14 protein-coding genes are annotated in these 14,900 nt (G+C 71.4%); 7 read left to right on the forward strand and 7 right to left on the reverse strand.

The genetic code is table 11. The annotated features are described in order from the left end of the window. A partial coding sequence (locus tag ASG29_RS02290; protein ID WP_156457877.1) for a S10 family peptidase occupies nt 1–1,608 on the reverse strand: 1,608 nt, incomplete at its 3' end. 124 nt (nt 1,609–1,732) lie between these two features. Between ASG29_RS02290 and ASG29_RS02295 the strand changes: the two genes are divergently transcribed. After that, nucleotides 1,733–2,131, forward strand: a complete 399-nt coding sequence (locus ASG29_RS02295; RefSeq protein ID WP_055979524.1) for a hypothetical protein — start codon at nt 1,733–1,735, stop codon at nt 2,129–2,131. Here ASG29_RS02295 and ASG29_RS02300 read toward each other — a convergent pair. Beyond that, complete coding sequence (locus ASG29_RS02300; protein ID WP_055979526.1) at nt 2,128–3,126, reverse strand: ligase-associated DNA damage response exonuclease; 999 nt, start codon at nt 3,124–3,126, stop codon at nt 2,128–2,130. The genes ASG29_RS02295 and ASG29_RS02300 overlap by 4 nt on opposite strands. 347 nt (nt 3,127–3,473) lie before the next feature. Between ASG29_RS02300 and ASG29_RS02305 the strand changes: the two genes are divergently transcribed. Beyond that, nucleotides 3,474–5,882 carry a ligase-associated DNA damage response DEXH box helicase gene (locus ASG29_RS02305; protein ID WP_082515560.1) on the forward strand — a complete coding sequence of 803 codons (2,409 nt, stop codon included), beginning with the start codon at nt 3,474–3,476 and terminating at the stop codon, nt 5,880–5,882. Nucleotides 5,883–5,938: 56 nt separating this feature from the next. Next, complete coding sequence (locus tag ASG29_RS02310) at nt 5,939–6,871, forward strand: retroviral-like aspartic protease family protein (protein WP_082515561.1); 933 nt, start codon at nt 5,939–5,941, stop codon at nt 6,869–6,871. 165 nt (nt 6,872–7,036) lie between these two features. Here the strand turns inward: ASG29_RS02310 and ASG29_RS02315 are convergent, their stop codons facing one another. Both ASG29_RS02315 and ASG29_RS02320 read right to left on the reverse strand, forming a co-directional pair. Beyond that, nucleotides 7,037–7,699 (reverse strand): HAD family hydrolase, encoded by a 663-nt coding sequence (locus ASG29_RS02315; protein ID WP_055979531.1) that lies wholly within the window; start codon nt 7,697–7,699, stop codon nt 7,037–7,039. Further along, nucleotides 7,696–8,355, reverse strand: coding sequence for a YggS family pyridoxal phosphate-dependent enzyme (locus ASG29_RS02320; RefSeq protein ID WP_235532733.1), 660 nt, complete (start codon nt 8,353–8,355; stop codon nt 7,696–7,698). Before ASG29_RS02320 ends, ASG29_RS02315 begins: the two co-directional genes overlap by 4 nt. Nucleotides 8,356–8,377: 22 nt before the next feature. Between ASG29_RS02320 and ASG29_RS02325 the strand changes: the two genes are divergently transcribed. Beyond that, nucleotides 8,378–9,004 carry a thiamine phosphate synthase gene (locus tag ASG29_RS02325; protein WP_082515562.1) on the forward strand — a complete coding sequence of 209 codons (627 nt, stop codon included), beginning with the start codon at nt 8,378–8,380 and terminating at the stop codon, nt 9,002–9,004. Here ASG29_RS02325 and ASG29_RS17360 read toward each other — a convergent pair. Then, a complete protein-coding gene (locus tag ASG29_RS17360; RefSeq protein WP_055979537.1) occupies nt 8,916–9,530 on the reverse strand; it encodes a class I SAM-dependent methyltransferase in 615 nt (204 codons plus the stop codon). The genes ASG29_RS02325 and ASG29_RS17360 overlap by 89 nt on opposite strands. A gap of 200 nt (nt 9,531–9,730) precedes the next feature. Between ASG29_RS17360 and ASG29_RS02335 the strand changes: the two genes are divergently transcribed. After that, nucleotides 9,731–11,020 carry an MFS transporter gene (locus ASG29_RS02335; RefSeq protein WP_055979540.1) on the forward strand — a complete coding sequence of 430 codons (1,290 nt, stop codon included), beginning with the start codon at nt 9,731–9,733 and terminating at the stop codon, nt 11,018–11,020. A 1-nt stretch (nt 11,021) separates the two neighbouring features. On the opposite strand, the gene ASG29_RS02340 is transcribed toward ASG29_RS02335, so the two are convergent. Then, a complete protein-coding gene (locus tag ASG29_RS02340; protein ID WP_055979542.1) occupies nt 11,022–11,777 on the reverse strand; it encodes an ankyrin repeat domain-containing protein in 756 nt (251 codons plus the stop codon). Between the two features lie 63 nt (nt 11,778–11,840). Continuing rightward, on the reverse strand, nt 11,841–13,532 hold the full coding sequence (locus ASG29_RS02345) for a hypothetical protein (RefSeq protein ID WP_055979545.1): 1,692 nt from the start codon (nt 13,530–13,532) through the stop codon (nt 11,841–11,843). A gap of 166 nt (nt 13,533–13,698) precedes the next feature. On the opposite strand from ASG29_RS02345, the gene ASG29_RS02350 reads away from it, so the two are divergent. Beyond that, the gene (locus tag ASG29_RS02350) at nt 13,699–14,613 is read left to right on the forward strand and encodes a 3-oxoacyl-[acyl-carrier-protein] synthase III C-terminal domain-containing protein (protein ID WP_055979548.1); all 915 of its coding nucleotides are present in this window, start codon (nt 13,699–13,701) and stop codon (nt 14,611–14,613) included. Beyond that, on the forward strand, nt 14,610–14,900 hold a 291-nt coding region (locus ASG29_RS02355; RefSeq protein WP_156457880.1), incomplete at its 3' end, for an NAD-dependent epimerase/dehydratase family protein. The genes ASG29_RS02350 and ASG29_RS02355, both read left to right, overlap by 4 nt.

A 14,900-nucleotide genomic window follows, 5' to 3' on the forward strand; every position in this document is an offset into this window, starting at 1 on the left:
CGACACGCTCGGCGCCACCGGCGGCGTGCCCGACCGCGCCACCGCCACCGCCCGGTCGTACCAGTCCGACAGGTCCCGCTTCATCGCCACCAGCGCCTCGGGGTTCAGGTATGTCATGTGCCCCGCGGGGTAATAGGTGAAGCGCAGGTTCGGCCGCTGCGCCGGCTCCAGCATCATGTGCGCCAGGTCGTTCTCCGCGCCGAAGAACGGCGTCGCCATGTCGTACCATCCGTTCATCGACAGCACCTGGAGATACGGGTTCGCGCGCATCGCGGCGCCCAGGTCGACCGCGGTATTGGGATTGTTCTGCTGCCCGCCCTGCCCCTGACCCGGCGAGCGATGCTTCCAGTTCCACGTCCACCCGTCCGCATCGCGCGCCGACAGGCGGTACGGCATGTCGGTCTTGTAGCCGAGCGTATGGGTCACATAATCGTGGAACGTCGCGATGAACGCGCCCGAGATCGCGTCCGACGACGCGTCCGTCTCCGGCCGCTCCCCCGCCGCATCCGCGTCGACCCCGGTATAGCGCGAATCGAACCGTCCGATCGTCTGCCGCGACCCGCGCAGCAATTCCTTCTGGAACCGCGGCAGGTCGACGCGCAGGTTCGCGCGGCGGATGAAATCCGGCGACAGCCCGATCAGCTGCGACAGCTGGGTCGCGACCTGATTGGCCTCCGCGTCGGAGATGTTCTGCCCCTTCGCCAGCGCCGCCATATACGGCCCGTGGGCATAGTCGCGCGCCTGCTGCACCGCCGTCGCCACGTCCGCGGGGCGGTTGGGCAGGCGGTTGTGATACCATGCGGTCGCGGCATAGCTGGGCAGATAGTTCAGATACACCTGGTCCAGCCCCGGCTGGCGATAGCCGTAGTTCATGATCGAACTGAGCAGCACCACCCCGTTCAGCGCCATGCCCCGGTCCTGCAACTGATATGCCAGCGCGCCCGACCGCAACGTGCCGTAGCTTTCGCCGAAGATGAACTTCGGGCTGTTCCACCGGCCGTACTTGCTGGCGTAGCGGATGAGCGCCTTCGCGAAGACGTCGGCATCCTCGTCCGTGCCGTAGAAAGCCGACGGCTTGGCGTCGCCCAGCGGCCGCGAATAGCCCGCGCCGATCGCGTCGAGGAAGACCATGTCGGTCTTGTCCAGCAACGTGTACGGGTTCGGCCCGAAATCGTACGGCGCGGGGCGGATCGATTCCGGATTGCCCGTCTGCAACCGCACCGGCGCGAACGATCCCATGTGCAGCCAGAACGTCGGGCTGCCCGGCCCGCCGTTGTAGAAGAAGGTGACCGGGCGCCCCTTCACGCCCGGCTTGCCCGGTTTCGTCCCGTCCAGCGTATAGGCGGTGTAGAACATCGACGCGGTCGGCTTCCCTTCCGTGTCGCGCACGGTCAGCGTGCCCGCCGTGGCGGTATAGCCCAGCCTCTTGCCCGCCACGGTCACCGCGCCCTTCGTCCTTTCCTCGCGCTCTTCGACCGGGGCGTTGGCATAGCCCGCCTCGACCGCCTCCTTCTGCATCTCGGCGTTGGTCTTCACGGGCTTCCTGTCCTGCGCCGCGGCGGGCGGGGCGGCGAGGGCGATCAGGCAGGCCGTGAGGCGGAACGACATCGGGACGATCTCTTGGCTGTGGATACGTAAGCTATCCTTACGTGCAAGCCGCGCGGATCGCACCAGATTATTGCGCGCCCGCGGCGTTAACCGAAGCGAAGGCGGTTCCGGCTAGGACCGCGGAATGAACGGGACATTCGACATCGTCGTGGATGCCGATCGCGATCTGGTCGTCATGCGGCTTGCGGGCTTCTTCGACGCCGACACGCTGGGCCGCTTCCTCGCCGCGCGTGCGGTGGCGGCGCGGCAATTGCGCTGCGGCCCCAACCGACACCTGTCGCTGACCGATATCAGCGCGATCAGCATCCAGGCGCAGGACATGGTCGCCGCGTTCGGCGCCGTCCTCGCGGACCCGTCGTTCCGCTCGCGCCGGCTCGCCTTCGTCGTCGCCACCTCGCTCGCCCGCGTGCAGCTGCGCCGCGCGCTGGGGCGGCGGATCGACCACGACGTCGCCTTCTTCACCGATCATGCGGCGGCGATGCGCTGGCTGCTGACCGCCGACGCGCGGCAGGTCGCGGCCTAGTCGTCCTCGTCCTCGAACCCCGCCAGCGCCAGCGCGCGCGCCTTGATCTGGCGGGTCATGCACCAATGGACCAGCGCGTCGTCACGCCCGTGCGTCACCCACACCTCCTTCGGCGCGATCTCCAGCAGCGTGTCGGTCAGCTCGTCCCAGTCGGCGTGGTCCGACAGGATCAACGGCAGCTCCACGTTCTTCTGCCGCGCGCGCTGGCGCACCCGCATCCACCCGCTCGCCATCGCGGTGATCGGATCGGGCAGGCGGCGCGACCAGCGGTCGTTGAGCGCGCCGGGCGGGCACATCACGACATGCCCCTGCATCGCCGCCCTGGGCACCCCCGCCGCGGGGATCAGCTCGCCCAGCCGCACGCCATGGTCGGCATACAGGTCGCACAGTTTCTGCAACGCGCCGTGAATGTAGATCGGCGCATGATGCCCCCGCTCGCGCAATTCCGCGATAACGCGCTGCGCCTTGCCCAGCGCATAGGCGCCGACGACGACGCAGCGATCGGGATTGGCGTGCAGCGCGGCGATAAGCTTGTCGATCTCGTCCCCCGTATCGGGATGGCGGAACACGGGCAGGCCGAACGTCGCCTCGGTGATGAACACGTCGCACTTGACCGGCTCGAACCGGGCGCAGGTCGGGTCGGCGCGGCGCTTGTAGTCGCCCGACACGACGACGCGCTCGCCGCGATGCTCCAGCACGATCTGCGCCGATCCCAGCACGTGCCCCGCGGGGACGAAACCGACGTCCACCTCGCCCAACCGGATCGTCTCGCCATAGGCGACCGGCACCCCCGCCTGCGGGCCGTAGCGGCAGTCCATGATCGCCAGCGTCTCCGGCGTCGCCCACACCCGCGCATGGCCCCCGCGCGCATGATCGGCATGCCCATGCGTGACGAGCGCCCGCGCCTGCGGCGTCGACGGATCGACCCAGGCGTCGGCGGGGCGGACGTAGATGCCGTGCGGATGCGGTTCGATCCAGTCGCCTAGCTTTGCCATATTGGTGGATATGGGGGTGGAGCGACGAAGGGAAAGGCTCGACCCGCCATCCGTCATTGCGAGCGTAGCGAAGCAATCCAGGGTTCCGTGCGCGACACTGGATTGCTTCGCTGCGCTCGCAATGACGCCAGCCCGGCACCCCACGCTGTCCTACATCGCCCGGACATGAGAGGATGCGACATGCCCGCCGTCACGCTCCTGCCGCGCCCGTTCCTTGCGGACCGGCGTGCGGGGACGTTTCCACTCCGGGTGTGGCGTCAACTTCGTGAACTTCCGCGCCCGCCCCGTACCGGCGACTCGCCCGCTCCCCTTCCTCCGTCCGCTCGCCGATCCCATATCGGGGCCGAGTGACCGATCTCCCCCAACCCCTGACCGACTGGTTCGCCACGCGCGGATGGACGCCGCGGCGGCACCAGCTGGACATGCTGGCGGCGGGGCGGCGCGGCGAGCATGCGCTGCTGATCGCCGCCACCGGCGCGGGCAAGACGCTGGCGGGGTTCCTGCCGACGCTGGCGGAGCTGATCGAGGCGCCGACGCAGGGCCTGCACACCTTGTACGTCTCGCCGCTGAAGGCGCTGGCGGTCGATATCCAGCGCAACCTGCTCGCCCCGCTGGAGGAGATGGGCAGCGACATCCGCGTCGAGACGCGCACCGGCGACACGCCGTCGGACCGCAAGGCGCGACAGCGGGTGAAACCGCCGCAGATCCTGCTGACCACGCCCGAATCGCTGTCGTTGCTGCTGAGCTATCCCGACGCCGCGACGATGTTCGCCGGGCTCAGGACGGTCGTGGTGGACGAGGTCCATGCCTTCGCCACGGGAAAGCGCGGCGACCTGCTGAACCTGTGCATGGCGCGGTTGCAGCGGATCTCGCCCGCCATGCGCCGCGTCGCGCTGTCCGCGACCGTGGCGGATGCGGACGGCTATCGCGCATGGCTGGCGCCCGACGGCGACATCGACGCGGTCACGTTGGTGACGGGGGAGCCGGGCGCGGACCCCGATATCGCGATCCTCCTGCCGCAGGACCGCATCCCCTGGGCGGGCCATTCGGGCCGCTATGCCGCGGAACAGGTGATGGCGGAGATCGAGACTCACCGCACCTCGATCGTCTTCTGCAACACGCGCAGCCTGGCCGAGCTGATCTTCCAGGACCTGTGGAAGGCCAACAGCATGCAGCTGCCGATCGGCATCCACCACGGCAGCCTCGAAAAGGAGGCGCGGCGCAAGGTCGAGGGGGCGATGGCGGCGGGGAAGCTGCGCGCGCTGGTCGCCACCGCCAGCCTCGACCTGGGCGTTGACTGGGGCGATGTCGATTGCGTGATCCAGATGGGCGCGCCCAAGGGGTCGTCGCGGCTGCTGCAACGGATCGGCCGCGCCAACCACCGGCTGGACGAGGCGTCGGAGGCGATCGTCGTCCCCGGCAACCGGTTCGAATATCTGGAGGCGCGCGCCGCGCTCGACGCGGTGGAGGCGGGGGAACTGGACGCCGACGTCTTCCGCATGGGCGCGCTCGACGTGCTGGCGCAGCACCTCGTCGCCTGCGCCTGCGCCGCGCCGTTCGACCGCGACGACATGCTGGACGAGGTCCGCTCGGCGCTGCCCTATTCGGCGCTGACCGACGACCTGTTCGATTCGGTGCTCGGCTTCATCCGCGACGGCGGCTATTCGCTGAAGGCGTACGACCGCTTCAAGCGGCTGACGCAGGATCCGGACGGGAAATGGCGGGTCAGCCACCCGAAATTCATCGCGCAGCACCGGCTGAACGCCGGGATCATCGTCGAGGCGACGATGCTGAAGGTCCGCTTCCGCAACGGCCGCGCGCTGGGGAAGGTGGAGGAGGGCTTCGCCGCGACGCTGTCGCACGGCGACACCTTCTTCTTCGCAGGCATGAGCCTGGAGGTGGAGAAGATCGACACCGAGGACCTGATCGTCCGCGCCACCAGCCGCCCCGCGCGCATCCCCACTTATGGCGGCAGCCGGATGCCACTGTCGACGAACCTCGCCAACCGCGTCCGCGGCTTCCTCGCCACGCCGTCCGAATGGCACCGCTTCCCGCCCGACGTGCGCGAATGGCTGGAGATCCAGGAACGCCGCTCCACGCTGCCCCGGCCCGAGCAATTGCTCGTCGAAACCTTCCCGCGCGAGGGGCGGCATTACCTCGTGGCCTACAGTTTCGAGGGCTGGAACGCGCACCAGTCGCTCGGCATGCTGGTGACGAAGCGGATGGAGACGCAGGGGCTGAAGCCGCTGGGCTTCGTCGCCAACGATTACGCCATCGCCTGCTACGGGCTGGAACCGATCACCGATCCCGCGTCATTGTTCTCCGCCGACATTCTTGAGAACGAATTCGTCGAATGGGTCGAACGCTCGCACCTTCTGAAGCGCGCGTTCCGCGAGGTCGCGGTCATCGGCGGGCTGGTCGAGCGGCAGGTGCCGGGGAAGCGGAAGACGGGGCGGCAGGTCACCTTCTCCACCGACCTCATCTACGACGTGCTGCGCGAATACGAGCCGGGGCACGTCCTGTTGCAGGCCGCGTGGGCGGATGCGCGCGCGCGGATGACCGACGTGGGGCGGCTGGGGAATTTGCTCGATCGCGCGGCGGACACGATGGTCCACGTCGACCTGCCGCGCGTCTCGCCGCTGGCGGTGCCGGTGCTGGTCCTGATCGGGCGCGAGAAGGTGGCGACGGGCAGCGCCGACGACGCGCTGCTGGTGGAGGCGGAGGCACTGGCGCGCGAGGCGATGGCGCCCGATTGATGCGCTTGGGCCGGAATTCGTTAGGGAAAGTGCCGGATCGGGCGTACCCTCGCGCGATGGAGAGATGGCTTGCCCTCGCGCTCGCCCTGATCGCCGTGCCGGTATCGGCGCAGGTGGCGGATCCCGTCGCCGGGACCGCGGGCGACGATCTCGTCTTCACCGACGTCGAACAGCGCATGACCGTCCCCGTCTCGATCGCGGGCGCGGGCCCCTATGCCTTCGTCGTCGACACCGGCGCGCAGCGCAGCGTGATCTCGCGCCAGCTCGCCCGCCGCCTCGGCCTGCCCGCCGGGCGCCGCGTCCGGCTGACCGCGATGTCGGGGTCGGGGGAGGTCGACACCGTCATCATCCCGTCGCTGTCGGTCAGCATCCTGGCGGGCGAGCGGATCGAGGCGCCCGCGCTGGAGGCGCAGCATCTGGGCGCGCCGGGGATGCTGGGGATCGACACGTTGCAGGGCCATTCGCTCGGCATCGATTTCGATCGCCGGACGATGACCGTCGCCCCCGCCGTCCGCCGCGACCGCCGCCGTTCCCGCGCCCCGGACGAGATCGTGATCCAGGCACGCAGCCTGTTCGGCCAGCTGGTCGTGACCGATGCGAAGGTGATGGGGAAGCGCGTCCGCGTCGTGCTGGACACCGGTACCAGCGTCAGCATGGGCAACCTCGCGCTGCGCCGCCTGATAACCCGCCGCGCGAAGGGGCTGGCCCCCGCGGTCTTCACCAGCGTGCTGGGCGGAGAGGTGGTGGCCGATTACGTCAGCGTGCCGGAAATGCAGATCGGCAGCGCGACGTTGCGCGGCCTGCCGATCGCCTTCGCCGACGCCGCGCCGTTCCGCGCCTTCGGGCTGGAGGATCGCCCCGCCATCCTGCTGGGCATGGACGCGCTGAAGCTGTTCCGCCGCGTCGACATCGATTTCGCGAATCGCGAACTGCGCCTGCTGCTGCCCCGCAACGTGGAACGCCGCGATCCGCTGCGGATCGGGGCGTGACTCGCGCCGCCCCGTAGGATGATCGAGCGGATCCTCGTATCTGACGTCGACGCCTGGTTCCGTATGTCCCCGCGAAGGCGGGGACCCGGTCCGGGCTCCCGCCTTCGCGGGAGCACAACGGGTTCGATGGGGACGGACGTGATCGGGGGGACTGACACCAAAGGCTTAACCCAACAGCCGCGCCACCTCGTCGAAGTCGGTCGCGATCGCGTGGACGCCCAGCGCGCGCAGCCGATCGGCATGGCCCGGCCCGCAATGCGCGCCCGCGACCAGCCCGATGACATGCCCCCCGCTCGCCACCGCGCCCGTTGCGCCGACCGGCGAATCCTCGATGATCGCGCACCGCTCGATCGGCACGCCCAGCCGCGCAGCGGCGTGGAGGTAGAGATCCGGCGCCGGCTTCCCCCGCGCTACATGCTCCGCGCCCGAATAGACATGGTCGCCGAACGCATCGGCAAGGCCGATGTGATCGAGGTGGCGGTGCAGCCACGGCGGCCGGCTGGACGAGACGATCGCGCGCGGCAGGTCGGCGGGCAGCGCGCGGACGAACGCCACCGCCCCCGCGACCGCATCGATCCCGTCCGCCATGCACCGGACGTTCTCCGCCTCGCGCTCCGCGGCGAAATCGTCGGGGATCGGACGCCCGATCCAGCGTTCGATCGCGGCGAGGAAGTCGTGACCCGACAAACCCATGAAATGCGCCATCGATTCCTCGCGCGTCGTCGGATGCCCGCTGCGCGTCAGGTACTCCGCGATATGCGCGTTCCCCGACGCCTCGCTCTCGATCAACACGCCGTCGAAATCGAACAGGATCGCGTCGACCTTCACGCGCGCGGACCGAACAGCGCGGAACCGACGCGCACATGCGTCGCACCCAGCGTCACCGCGGTCTCGACATCGTCGGACATGCCCATGCTGAGCCCCGACAGCCCGTGGTCGCGCGCGATCTTCGCCAGCAGCGCGAAATACGGCGCCGGTTCGAGGTCGGCGGGCGGCAGGCACATCAGCCCCGCGACGGGCAGGTCCGCCGCGCGTGCCGCCGTCAGCAGCGCGGCGACGTCCGCGATCGGACAGCCGCCCTTCTGCGGCTCGTCACCGATATTGACCTGCACGAAGCACGCGGGCCGCCGGTCGCCCGCATCCATCGCCCGCGCCAGCGCGGCGACGAGGGAGGGGCGATCGACACTGTGGATCGCATCGGCCAGCGCGACCGCGTCGGCGGCCTTGTTCGATTGCAGCTGCCCGATCAGGTGCAGCCGCGCGTCGGGGAACGTCTCGCGCAGCGCGGGCCATTTGTTCTGCGCCTCCTGCACGCGATTCTCGCCGAAGTCGCGCTGCCCGTGCTCGAGCAGCGGGCGGATCGCGTCCGCGCCCTGCGTCTTGGACACCGCGATCAGCGTGACCGCCCCGAAGTCGCGCCGCGCGACTTTTGCGGCGGCGGCGATACGGTCACACACGGTGGACAGGCGGTCGGCAGCGGTCATGGCGCGCGCTATACGGGGCGTCATGTCGCGCCGCCACCTTTCCCTGCCCACCCGCTGGCTGATGACCGACGAACGGATGGGGGAGGGATTGTGGCGCGCGCTGGAACGGCTGCCGCGCGGCGGGGGCGTGGTGTTCCGGCACCACGACACGCCCCCGGCCGATCGGCGGGCGCTGTTCGCGCGCGTGCTGCGCGTGGCGCGACGGCGCGACCTGCTGCTCGTCCGCGCGGGCGCGACGGCGATGCGGGGGGAGATGGGGGTGCACGGGCGGCGCGGGCGCGGCCTGGTGACATGGCCCGCGCACCACCGGGCGGAGGCGATGCGCGGCGCGGCGGCGGGTGCACGCCTGCTGTTCGTCTCGCCGCTGTTCGCCACGCGGTCGCATCCCGGCGCGCGGGCCGCGTCCCGCGCCGCTGCGGCCGGGATCGCCCGCGGGCTACCCGTGGTCGCGATCGCGCTGGGCGGGATGACGGAACGCCGCTTCCGCGCGGTCGCGGCGCTGGGGTTCGCGGGCTATGCCGGGATCGACTGCTGGCTGTCGGGTCCGGACGCGCCGCGCCTCAGTCCTTCCAGCCCCAGTACAATTGCGCGGGCGGCACGTTCCACCATTCCATGTCGTGGTCGATCCGCTGGAAATGCGGCGCGATGAAATCGCGGACCTTCGGGCTGAACTGATAGACCAGGAAACCGCCGTCGGGGCGCAGCACGTCGTGCGTCGCCTGCGCGATCGCGGGGCCGACGCCGGGGGGCAGGGTGGAGAAGGGCAGGCCGGACAGGACGTAGTCCGCATGCGCATGGCCGTGCTCGGCCACGATCCGCTCCACGTCCGCCGCCGAGCCGTGGACGGCGGAGAAGCGCGAATCGGTGATCGAATGGTCGAGGTAGCGGATGAAGTCCGCATTCGTGTCGATCGCGATCAACGCCGCATCGGGCGCCATCCGCTCCAGGATCGGGCGGCAGAAGGTGCCGACGCCCGGGCCGTATTCGACGAACAGCTTGCACGATGCCCAGTCGACGGGGCCGAGCATCTTGGCGATCAGCCGGTCCGACGACGGGATGATCGACCCCACCATGACCGGGTGCTTCAGGAAGCCGGCGAAGAACATCTGCCAGGGCGAAGGGACGCCGGCGGCCTTGGTGCGGTCCCGCCGCAGGGCGTTGGTCGAGCTGGGCATGGAAAAGGCGGAACTCCCCGGTGACGTCGATCGGGTTCCGACAAACCGCCGGCCCGAATAAAGCCCAACGTCGCAGAAGCCACGGGGTTGCCATAGCGGCCTTGCGCCCGGCTCCCAAGTGCCTAATCGGGACGGACGAGCGGAAACCGGGACAGGAGAGCGGCGGCGTGACGCGCAATTTCGACCGCAGCTTCGCCCTGATGTTCCTCGTGATGCTGACGATCGCGGCGGGCAATACCGCGCTGCAATCCGTCCTGCCCGCGCTCGGCCGCTCGCTGGGCGTCGCGGATTCGGCGGTGGCGGCGGCCTTTTCGGTATCGGCGCTGCTGTGGGTGCTGGCCGCGCCGTTCTGGGCCAACCGGTCCGATCGCCACGGGCGGCGCGTGATGATCCTGCTGGGCATGGGTGGCTTCTGCGTCAGCCTGACCTTGTGCGGCGTGTTCCTCGCCGCCGGGATCAACGGCTGGATCGGCGGGACCAGCGCCTTCCTGCTCTTCATCCTTGGCCGCCTGATCTACGGCAGCTTCGGCGCCGCCGCGCCGCCCGCGGTGCAGGCGCTGGTCGCGGGCAACACCACGCGCGAGGAGCGGACGCGCGCGCTGACCCTGCTGGCCAGCGCGTTCGGGCTGGGCACCATCCTGGGCCCCGCGATCGCGCCCTATTTGATCCTGGGCCACGTCGGCGACGTCGAGGTGGGCCTGTCCGGCCCCGCGTTCGTGTTCGCGATCTTCGGCGTGGCGGTGTTCGTGACCGTGAAACGCGTGTTGAAGGACGATCGCGGCATCGCGGCGGGGGTGCACGGCGCGGCGAGCGCCTATCCCTCGATCGGCGGACAGTCCAGCGGCGCCAGCGTGAAGGCCGCAACCGAACCGAAGGGCGGGGAGAAGGTCGGCTATCGCGATCCGCGCATCCGCGCGTGGATGATCGCGGGGCTGGTGATGGGCCATGCGCAGGCGATGACGGGCCAGGCGATCGGCTTCCTAGTGATCGACCGCATGAACCTGCCCCCGGCGCAGGCGCTGGAGCCGACGGGCATCGTGCTGATGATGGGCGCGGGCGCGGCGTTGCTGGCGCAATGGGGGCTGATCCCGACGCTGAACCTGAAGCCGCGCGCATTGGTGCTGGTCGGGCTGGTGCTGGCGGCGGCGGGGACCGCGCTGACGGGGATGGCGACGTCGCTGTACGGCATCGCCACCGCCTATGCGCTCGCCAGCCTGGGCTTCGGCTTCACGCGGCCGGGCTTCACCGCCGGGTCCAGCCTCGCGGTCGGGCCGCATGCGCAGGGGGCAGTCGCCGGGAAGGTCACCAGCATCAACGGCGCCAGCTTCGTGCTGGGGCCGTCGATCGGGGTGGGCCTGTACGAACTGCACCACCCCCTGCCGTATCTGGTCGCGGGCGCGGCCTGCGTCGCGCTGTTCGTCTATTGCTGGCTCAGCCTGCGCGACGTCTTCGACACCGAGGGCGAGGCGCTGGGCGATCCCGAGATGTAGCCTATCGCCGCGGCGGCCAGCGACCGTCCGCGACGCGGGCGAGAAGGTCGCGCGGCACGGGCGCGGGGTCGGGCCAGCCCAGCGCGGGCAGCCGCGCCCGCAGGCGATCGCGCGCCGCCGCCTCTTCCGCGTCGTCGGTGACCATCGGGGTCGCGAGCGCGGTGGCCAGGTTGGCGCCCGCGGCATCGACCGCGAAAGGGTCCGCCCCGCGGTCCAGCAGCAGCTCGGCGATCCCGAACCGCTCCATGTCGAGCGCGACGTGGAGCGGGCGGCGGTCCAGTTCGTCGCGCACGTCGGCGTCCAGGCCATGGTCCAGCAGCAGGCGGACGCCGCCCGCGGACCCCTGCGCGATCGCGGCGCGCACCGGCTCCAGCGGTGCGCCCACGGGTGCCGCGGCGGCCCCGCCTTCGGACAGCAATACCCACGCCAGGTCGGGGGCGTTCGCCTGCACCGCCAGCACCAGCGGCGCGCCGTCGTCGGCGGTGCCGTCCGCGGGCGCGCCGTGCGACAGGACCTCGCGCAGCAGCGTCGCGTCGCCCGTCGCGACCGCGATCTCCGCCAGCGAGCGGCCGTCCGCGACCAGACCGGCCAGCGCCTCGTCCCGTTCGAGCAGGAGGCGGACGCGCGGAAGGTCCGCGACGAGCAATGCGTCGATCAGGTCGCGGCCCGACCCGCCGACGCCCGGCGCGGTGCGCAGGTCGCGCGGATCGGGCAGGTCCGCGCCGTCGACGAACAGATGATAGGCGATCCCGTCCACGCGGCGCTCCCCGGCTGCTGAAGGGGCGGCATCGGGGGGCGATGCGCCCGAGTCAAGCCGGGCTCAGCGTCCTGCGGTGCTGGCCAGGACCCAGTCCATCATGTGGCGGTTGATCGGCGCCAGCGGTCCGTATTGCGCCAGGAACCCCGCCCCTTCCGGCGCGATGCCGGGCAGCGCGTGCGTGGTCCCGAACGCGCGCGGCACCAGCGGCGACAGGTGATGCTGCGCCGTGGTCAGGAATTCGCCGGGGACCGCGTAATTGTCCACCGTGGCGCGGCCCACGCCCGCCTCCGCCGCCACCGCGCGGCCCTGCGCCTGCGAGATGAAGTGGAGGCCCGCGGCGTTGAAGGTCGTCGCCTCGCGCCCCGCGGCATTGGCGGCATGCGATGCCAGCCCGCCGCCCAGCGAATGGCCGACGAATTCGACCGGGATCGACGCATCGGTGCGGGATATCGCGCGCCCGATCTCCAGCGCGCGGGCATAATGATTGGACGGCAGGCCGACGCCCTGCAACCCGTTGCTGACCCAGTCGCCCGCGCGCCCGCCCGATCCGCGGAAGGCGATGGTATAAGCCTCCGCCCCCGCCTCCCCGCTGCGGTAGACCTCCGCGTGGAAGGCGCCGCGATCGAGCATCTGCGGCGTCAGGTTCAGCCGTCGCAGCTCCGCCGCGTCGGCCACCTTGGTCGTGCCCACGGGCAGCTCGCCGCGGCCATAGACATATTCCGCCATCTGCGCGCGCGCATGCAGCGGCGACGGCGGCACGTCCGGGACGATCGTCGGACGGCCGTTGGGGACGACGGGCGGCGCGATGTCGTTCGCCGCGCGCAACGCGGGGCCGACGTCGTTCGCGGCCTGTCGCGTGACGCCGGGCGCGGCCTCGCGCGCCACGGATGCGGCGATCGCCTCGCCGCCCTCGCGCGCCGCCAGCGTGGTGCCGCCGCGCACGACGCCCTCCGTCGTGGCGCGCGCACCGGCGCCCAGGAGCGCGCGGGCGGGGCCGCCGCCGACGGGCATGACATAGGTCGCGACCGCGCCGACATCCATGCCGATCTCCTCGGTCCGTCCCTCCGCCAGCGCCTGTCCGTAGCGGTCCGCGGTGCGACCTGCGAAATCGGTCGTGGCGTTCCACGCTCCGTTCAGGTCGCTGCCGACCTTCCCCGGATCGCGGATGCCCGCGGACACATATTCGCCCGCCGCGCCGACCGCGCCGACCACCGATTCGCCCAGTTCCTGCCGCGCCTCGGCCGACACCTGCGTCTCCGCCAGCGTCACGCCCAGCTGCCCGACGCTGCCGACCAGCCCGACGCCCTCGCGCAACACGCCGCCCGTGACGCCGACCGAGAATCGCGTCGTCGATTCGACGGTAGAGATCGCGCCGCGCAGGCCCTGCGACACGAAATCGTCGCCGGTGACGTGGCTGCGCGCGAAATCGGCGCCCCGGCCGATCGTCTCGCCGGTGAAGGATACCGCGCCGGTGATACCGTCCTTCCCCGCCTCGGCCGCATCGCCGATGCCGTCGCGCAGGGTGCTGGCGACGCCGCGGACGTCCCCGCTGGTGATCGCGGAACCCAGCCTGCCGAAGAAGCCGCCCGATTCGGCCGGGGGCGGTGGCGCCGCCACCGGGGCGGGCGCCGGGGTGGGCGCGGGCGGGTTCCAGCCCGCGACATAGGGCGCCGCGCCGGTGGTGGACACCCGTGGGGGAAGCGGCTGCTGCACCGGGATCTGGGGGGCGACCTGGCGGACCGAATCGAGCATCGCGCGTCTTCTTTCACGAACGGTTTCGCCACGATCTGTCCCACGACCGGCGCGCGGCGACCATAATCGGAACGACTAGGCCGGATGCCGGGCGGGGGTCGCGGCGTCGCGCGATCGGGGAGGGGAGGTTGCGGTTTCGGGTCGTCACGGCGCATGATCGCGCGCGATGACGTTTGCGCTCGCCGGGACCGGGGTCTTCACGCCAGCGCACCGCGCGGGCGGGCGGCCGGTCGCGCGGGCGGCGGACACCACCTCCGCGATGGCCGCCGCCGCCGCGCGCGACGCCTTGGACGCGGCGGGCTGGTCCGCGGGCGATGTCGACGCGGTCATCGGCGCGTCCAGCGTGATGGAGCAACCGATCCCGGGCACGGCGGCGCTGGTCCAGCGGCGGCTGGGTATCGGACATGCCGGGATCGCGGCGTTCGACGTGAATGCCACCTGCCTGTCCGCGCTGGTGGCACTGGACGTGGCGACGATGGGAATCGCGGCGGGGCGGTGGCGACGCGTGCTGATCGCGGGGGCGGACCTGCCGCGACGCGCGATCGATCCGGCCGATGCGGCGCTGGCGGCGACGTTCGGCGACGGCGGCGCGGCGCTGGCGATCGGACCGGGGACGCTGCGTATCCTGGCGAGCCGGTTCGAGACGTACGGCGACCATGCCGATCTGTGCGCGCTGGAGGCGGGGGGCACGCGGGTCGATCCGTTCGGGGACCGCGACGCCTTCCTGGACGCCAGCCGTTTCCGCATGGCGGGCCCGGCGCTGTACCGCGCGACCGCACGGCTCTTCCCCGGCTTCCTGTCGCGCCTGCTGGCGGCGGCGGGGGTGTCCGCGCAACAGATCGACGTCGTGGTGCCGCACCAGGCGAGCCGCGCCGCGATCGACCATCTCGCCCGGGTCATGGGCGGGGACCCCGCGCGGGTGGTCGATATCTTCGCCGCGAACGGCAACCAGGTCGCATCCAGCCTGCCCCACGCATTGCACGTCGCGCGGGGGCAGGGGCGGCTGGTGCCCGGCGCGACGGTGCTGCTGATCGGCAGTGCGGCGGGCATCTCGCTGGGCGGCATGGTGCTGCGGTGGTGACGCGCGTCGCGCTGGTGACGGGGGCGACCGGCGGGCTGGGGCGGACGCTGGTGCCCGCCCTGCACGATGCCGGCTGGCGCGTGCGCGCCACCGGGCGTCGGCCGAGGGCGGGGGAGGATATCGTCGCGCTCGACCTGACCGGTCCGCTGCCCGACGACTTGTGCCGGGGCGTCGATACCGTATTCCATCTCGCCGCGCTGTCGTCGCCCTGGGGAAGCCGCGCGACGTTCGCGGCGATCAACGTCGCGGCGACCGCGCGCCTGCTGGCGGCGGCGCGGCGGGCGGGG

Origin of the sequence: Sphingomonas sp. Leaf412 (genome assembly GCF_001425405.1) — a bacterium.
Taxonomy (GTDB): Bacteria; Pseudomonadota; Alphaproteobacteria; order Sphingomonadales; family Sphingomonadaceae; genus Sphingomonas.

Excerpts from the sequence above, each read along its gene's own strand:
- ASG29_RS02295 (WP_055979524.1), top strand. The coding sequence starts at position 1,733 with ATGAACGGGACATTCGACATCGTCGTGGATGCCGATCGCGATCTGGTC.
- ASG29_RS02300 (WP_055979526.1), bottom strand. The coding sequence starts at position 3,126 with ATGGCAAAGCTAGGCGACTGGATCGAACCGCATCCGCACGGCATCTAC.
- ASG29_RS02310 (WP_082515561.1), top strand. The coding sequence starts at position 5,939 with ATGGAGAGATGGCTTGCCCTCGCGCTCGCCCTGATCGCCGTGCCGGTA.
- ASG29_RS02320 (WP_235532733.1), bottom strand. The coding sequence starts at position 8,355 with ATGACCGCTGCCGACCGCCTGTCCACCGTGTGTGACCGTATCGCCGCC.
- ASG29_RS02325 (WP_082515562.1), top strand. The coding sequence starts at position 8,378 with ATGTCGCGCCGCCACCTTTCCCTGCCCACCCGCTGGCTGATGACCGAC.
- ASG29_RS17360 (WP_055979537.1), bottom strand. The coding sequence starts at position 9,530 with ATGCCCAGCTCGACCAACGCCCTGCGGCGGGACCGCACCAAGGCCGCC.
- ASG29_RS02335 (WP_055979540.1), top strand. The coding sequence starts at position 9,731 with ATGTTCCTCGTGATGCTGACGATCGCGGCGGGCAATACCGCGCTGCAA.
- ASG29_RS02345 (WP_055979545.1), bottom strand. The coding sequence starts at position 13,532 with ATGCTCGATTCGGTCCGCCAGGTCGCCCCCCAGATCCCGGTGCAGCAG.
- ASG29_RS02350 (WP_055979548.1), top strand. The coding sequence starts at position 13,699 with ATGACGTTTGCGCTCGCCGGGACCGGGGTCTTCACGCCAGCGCACCGC.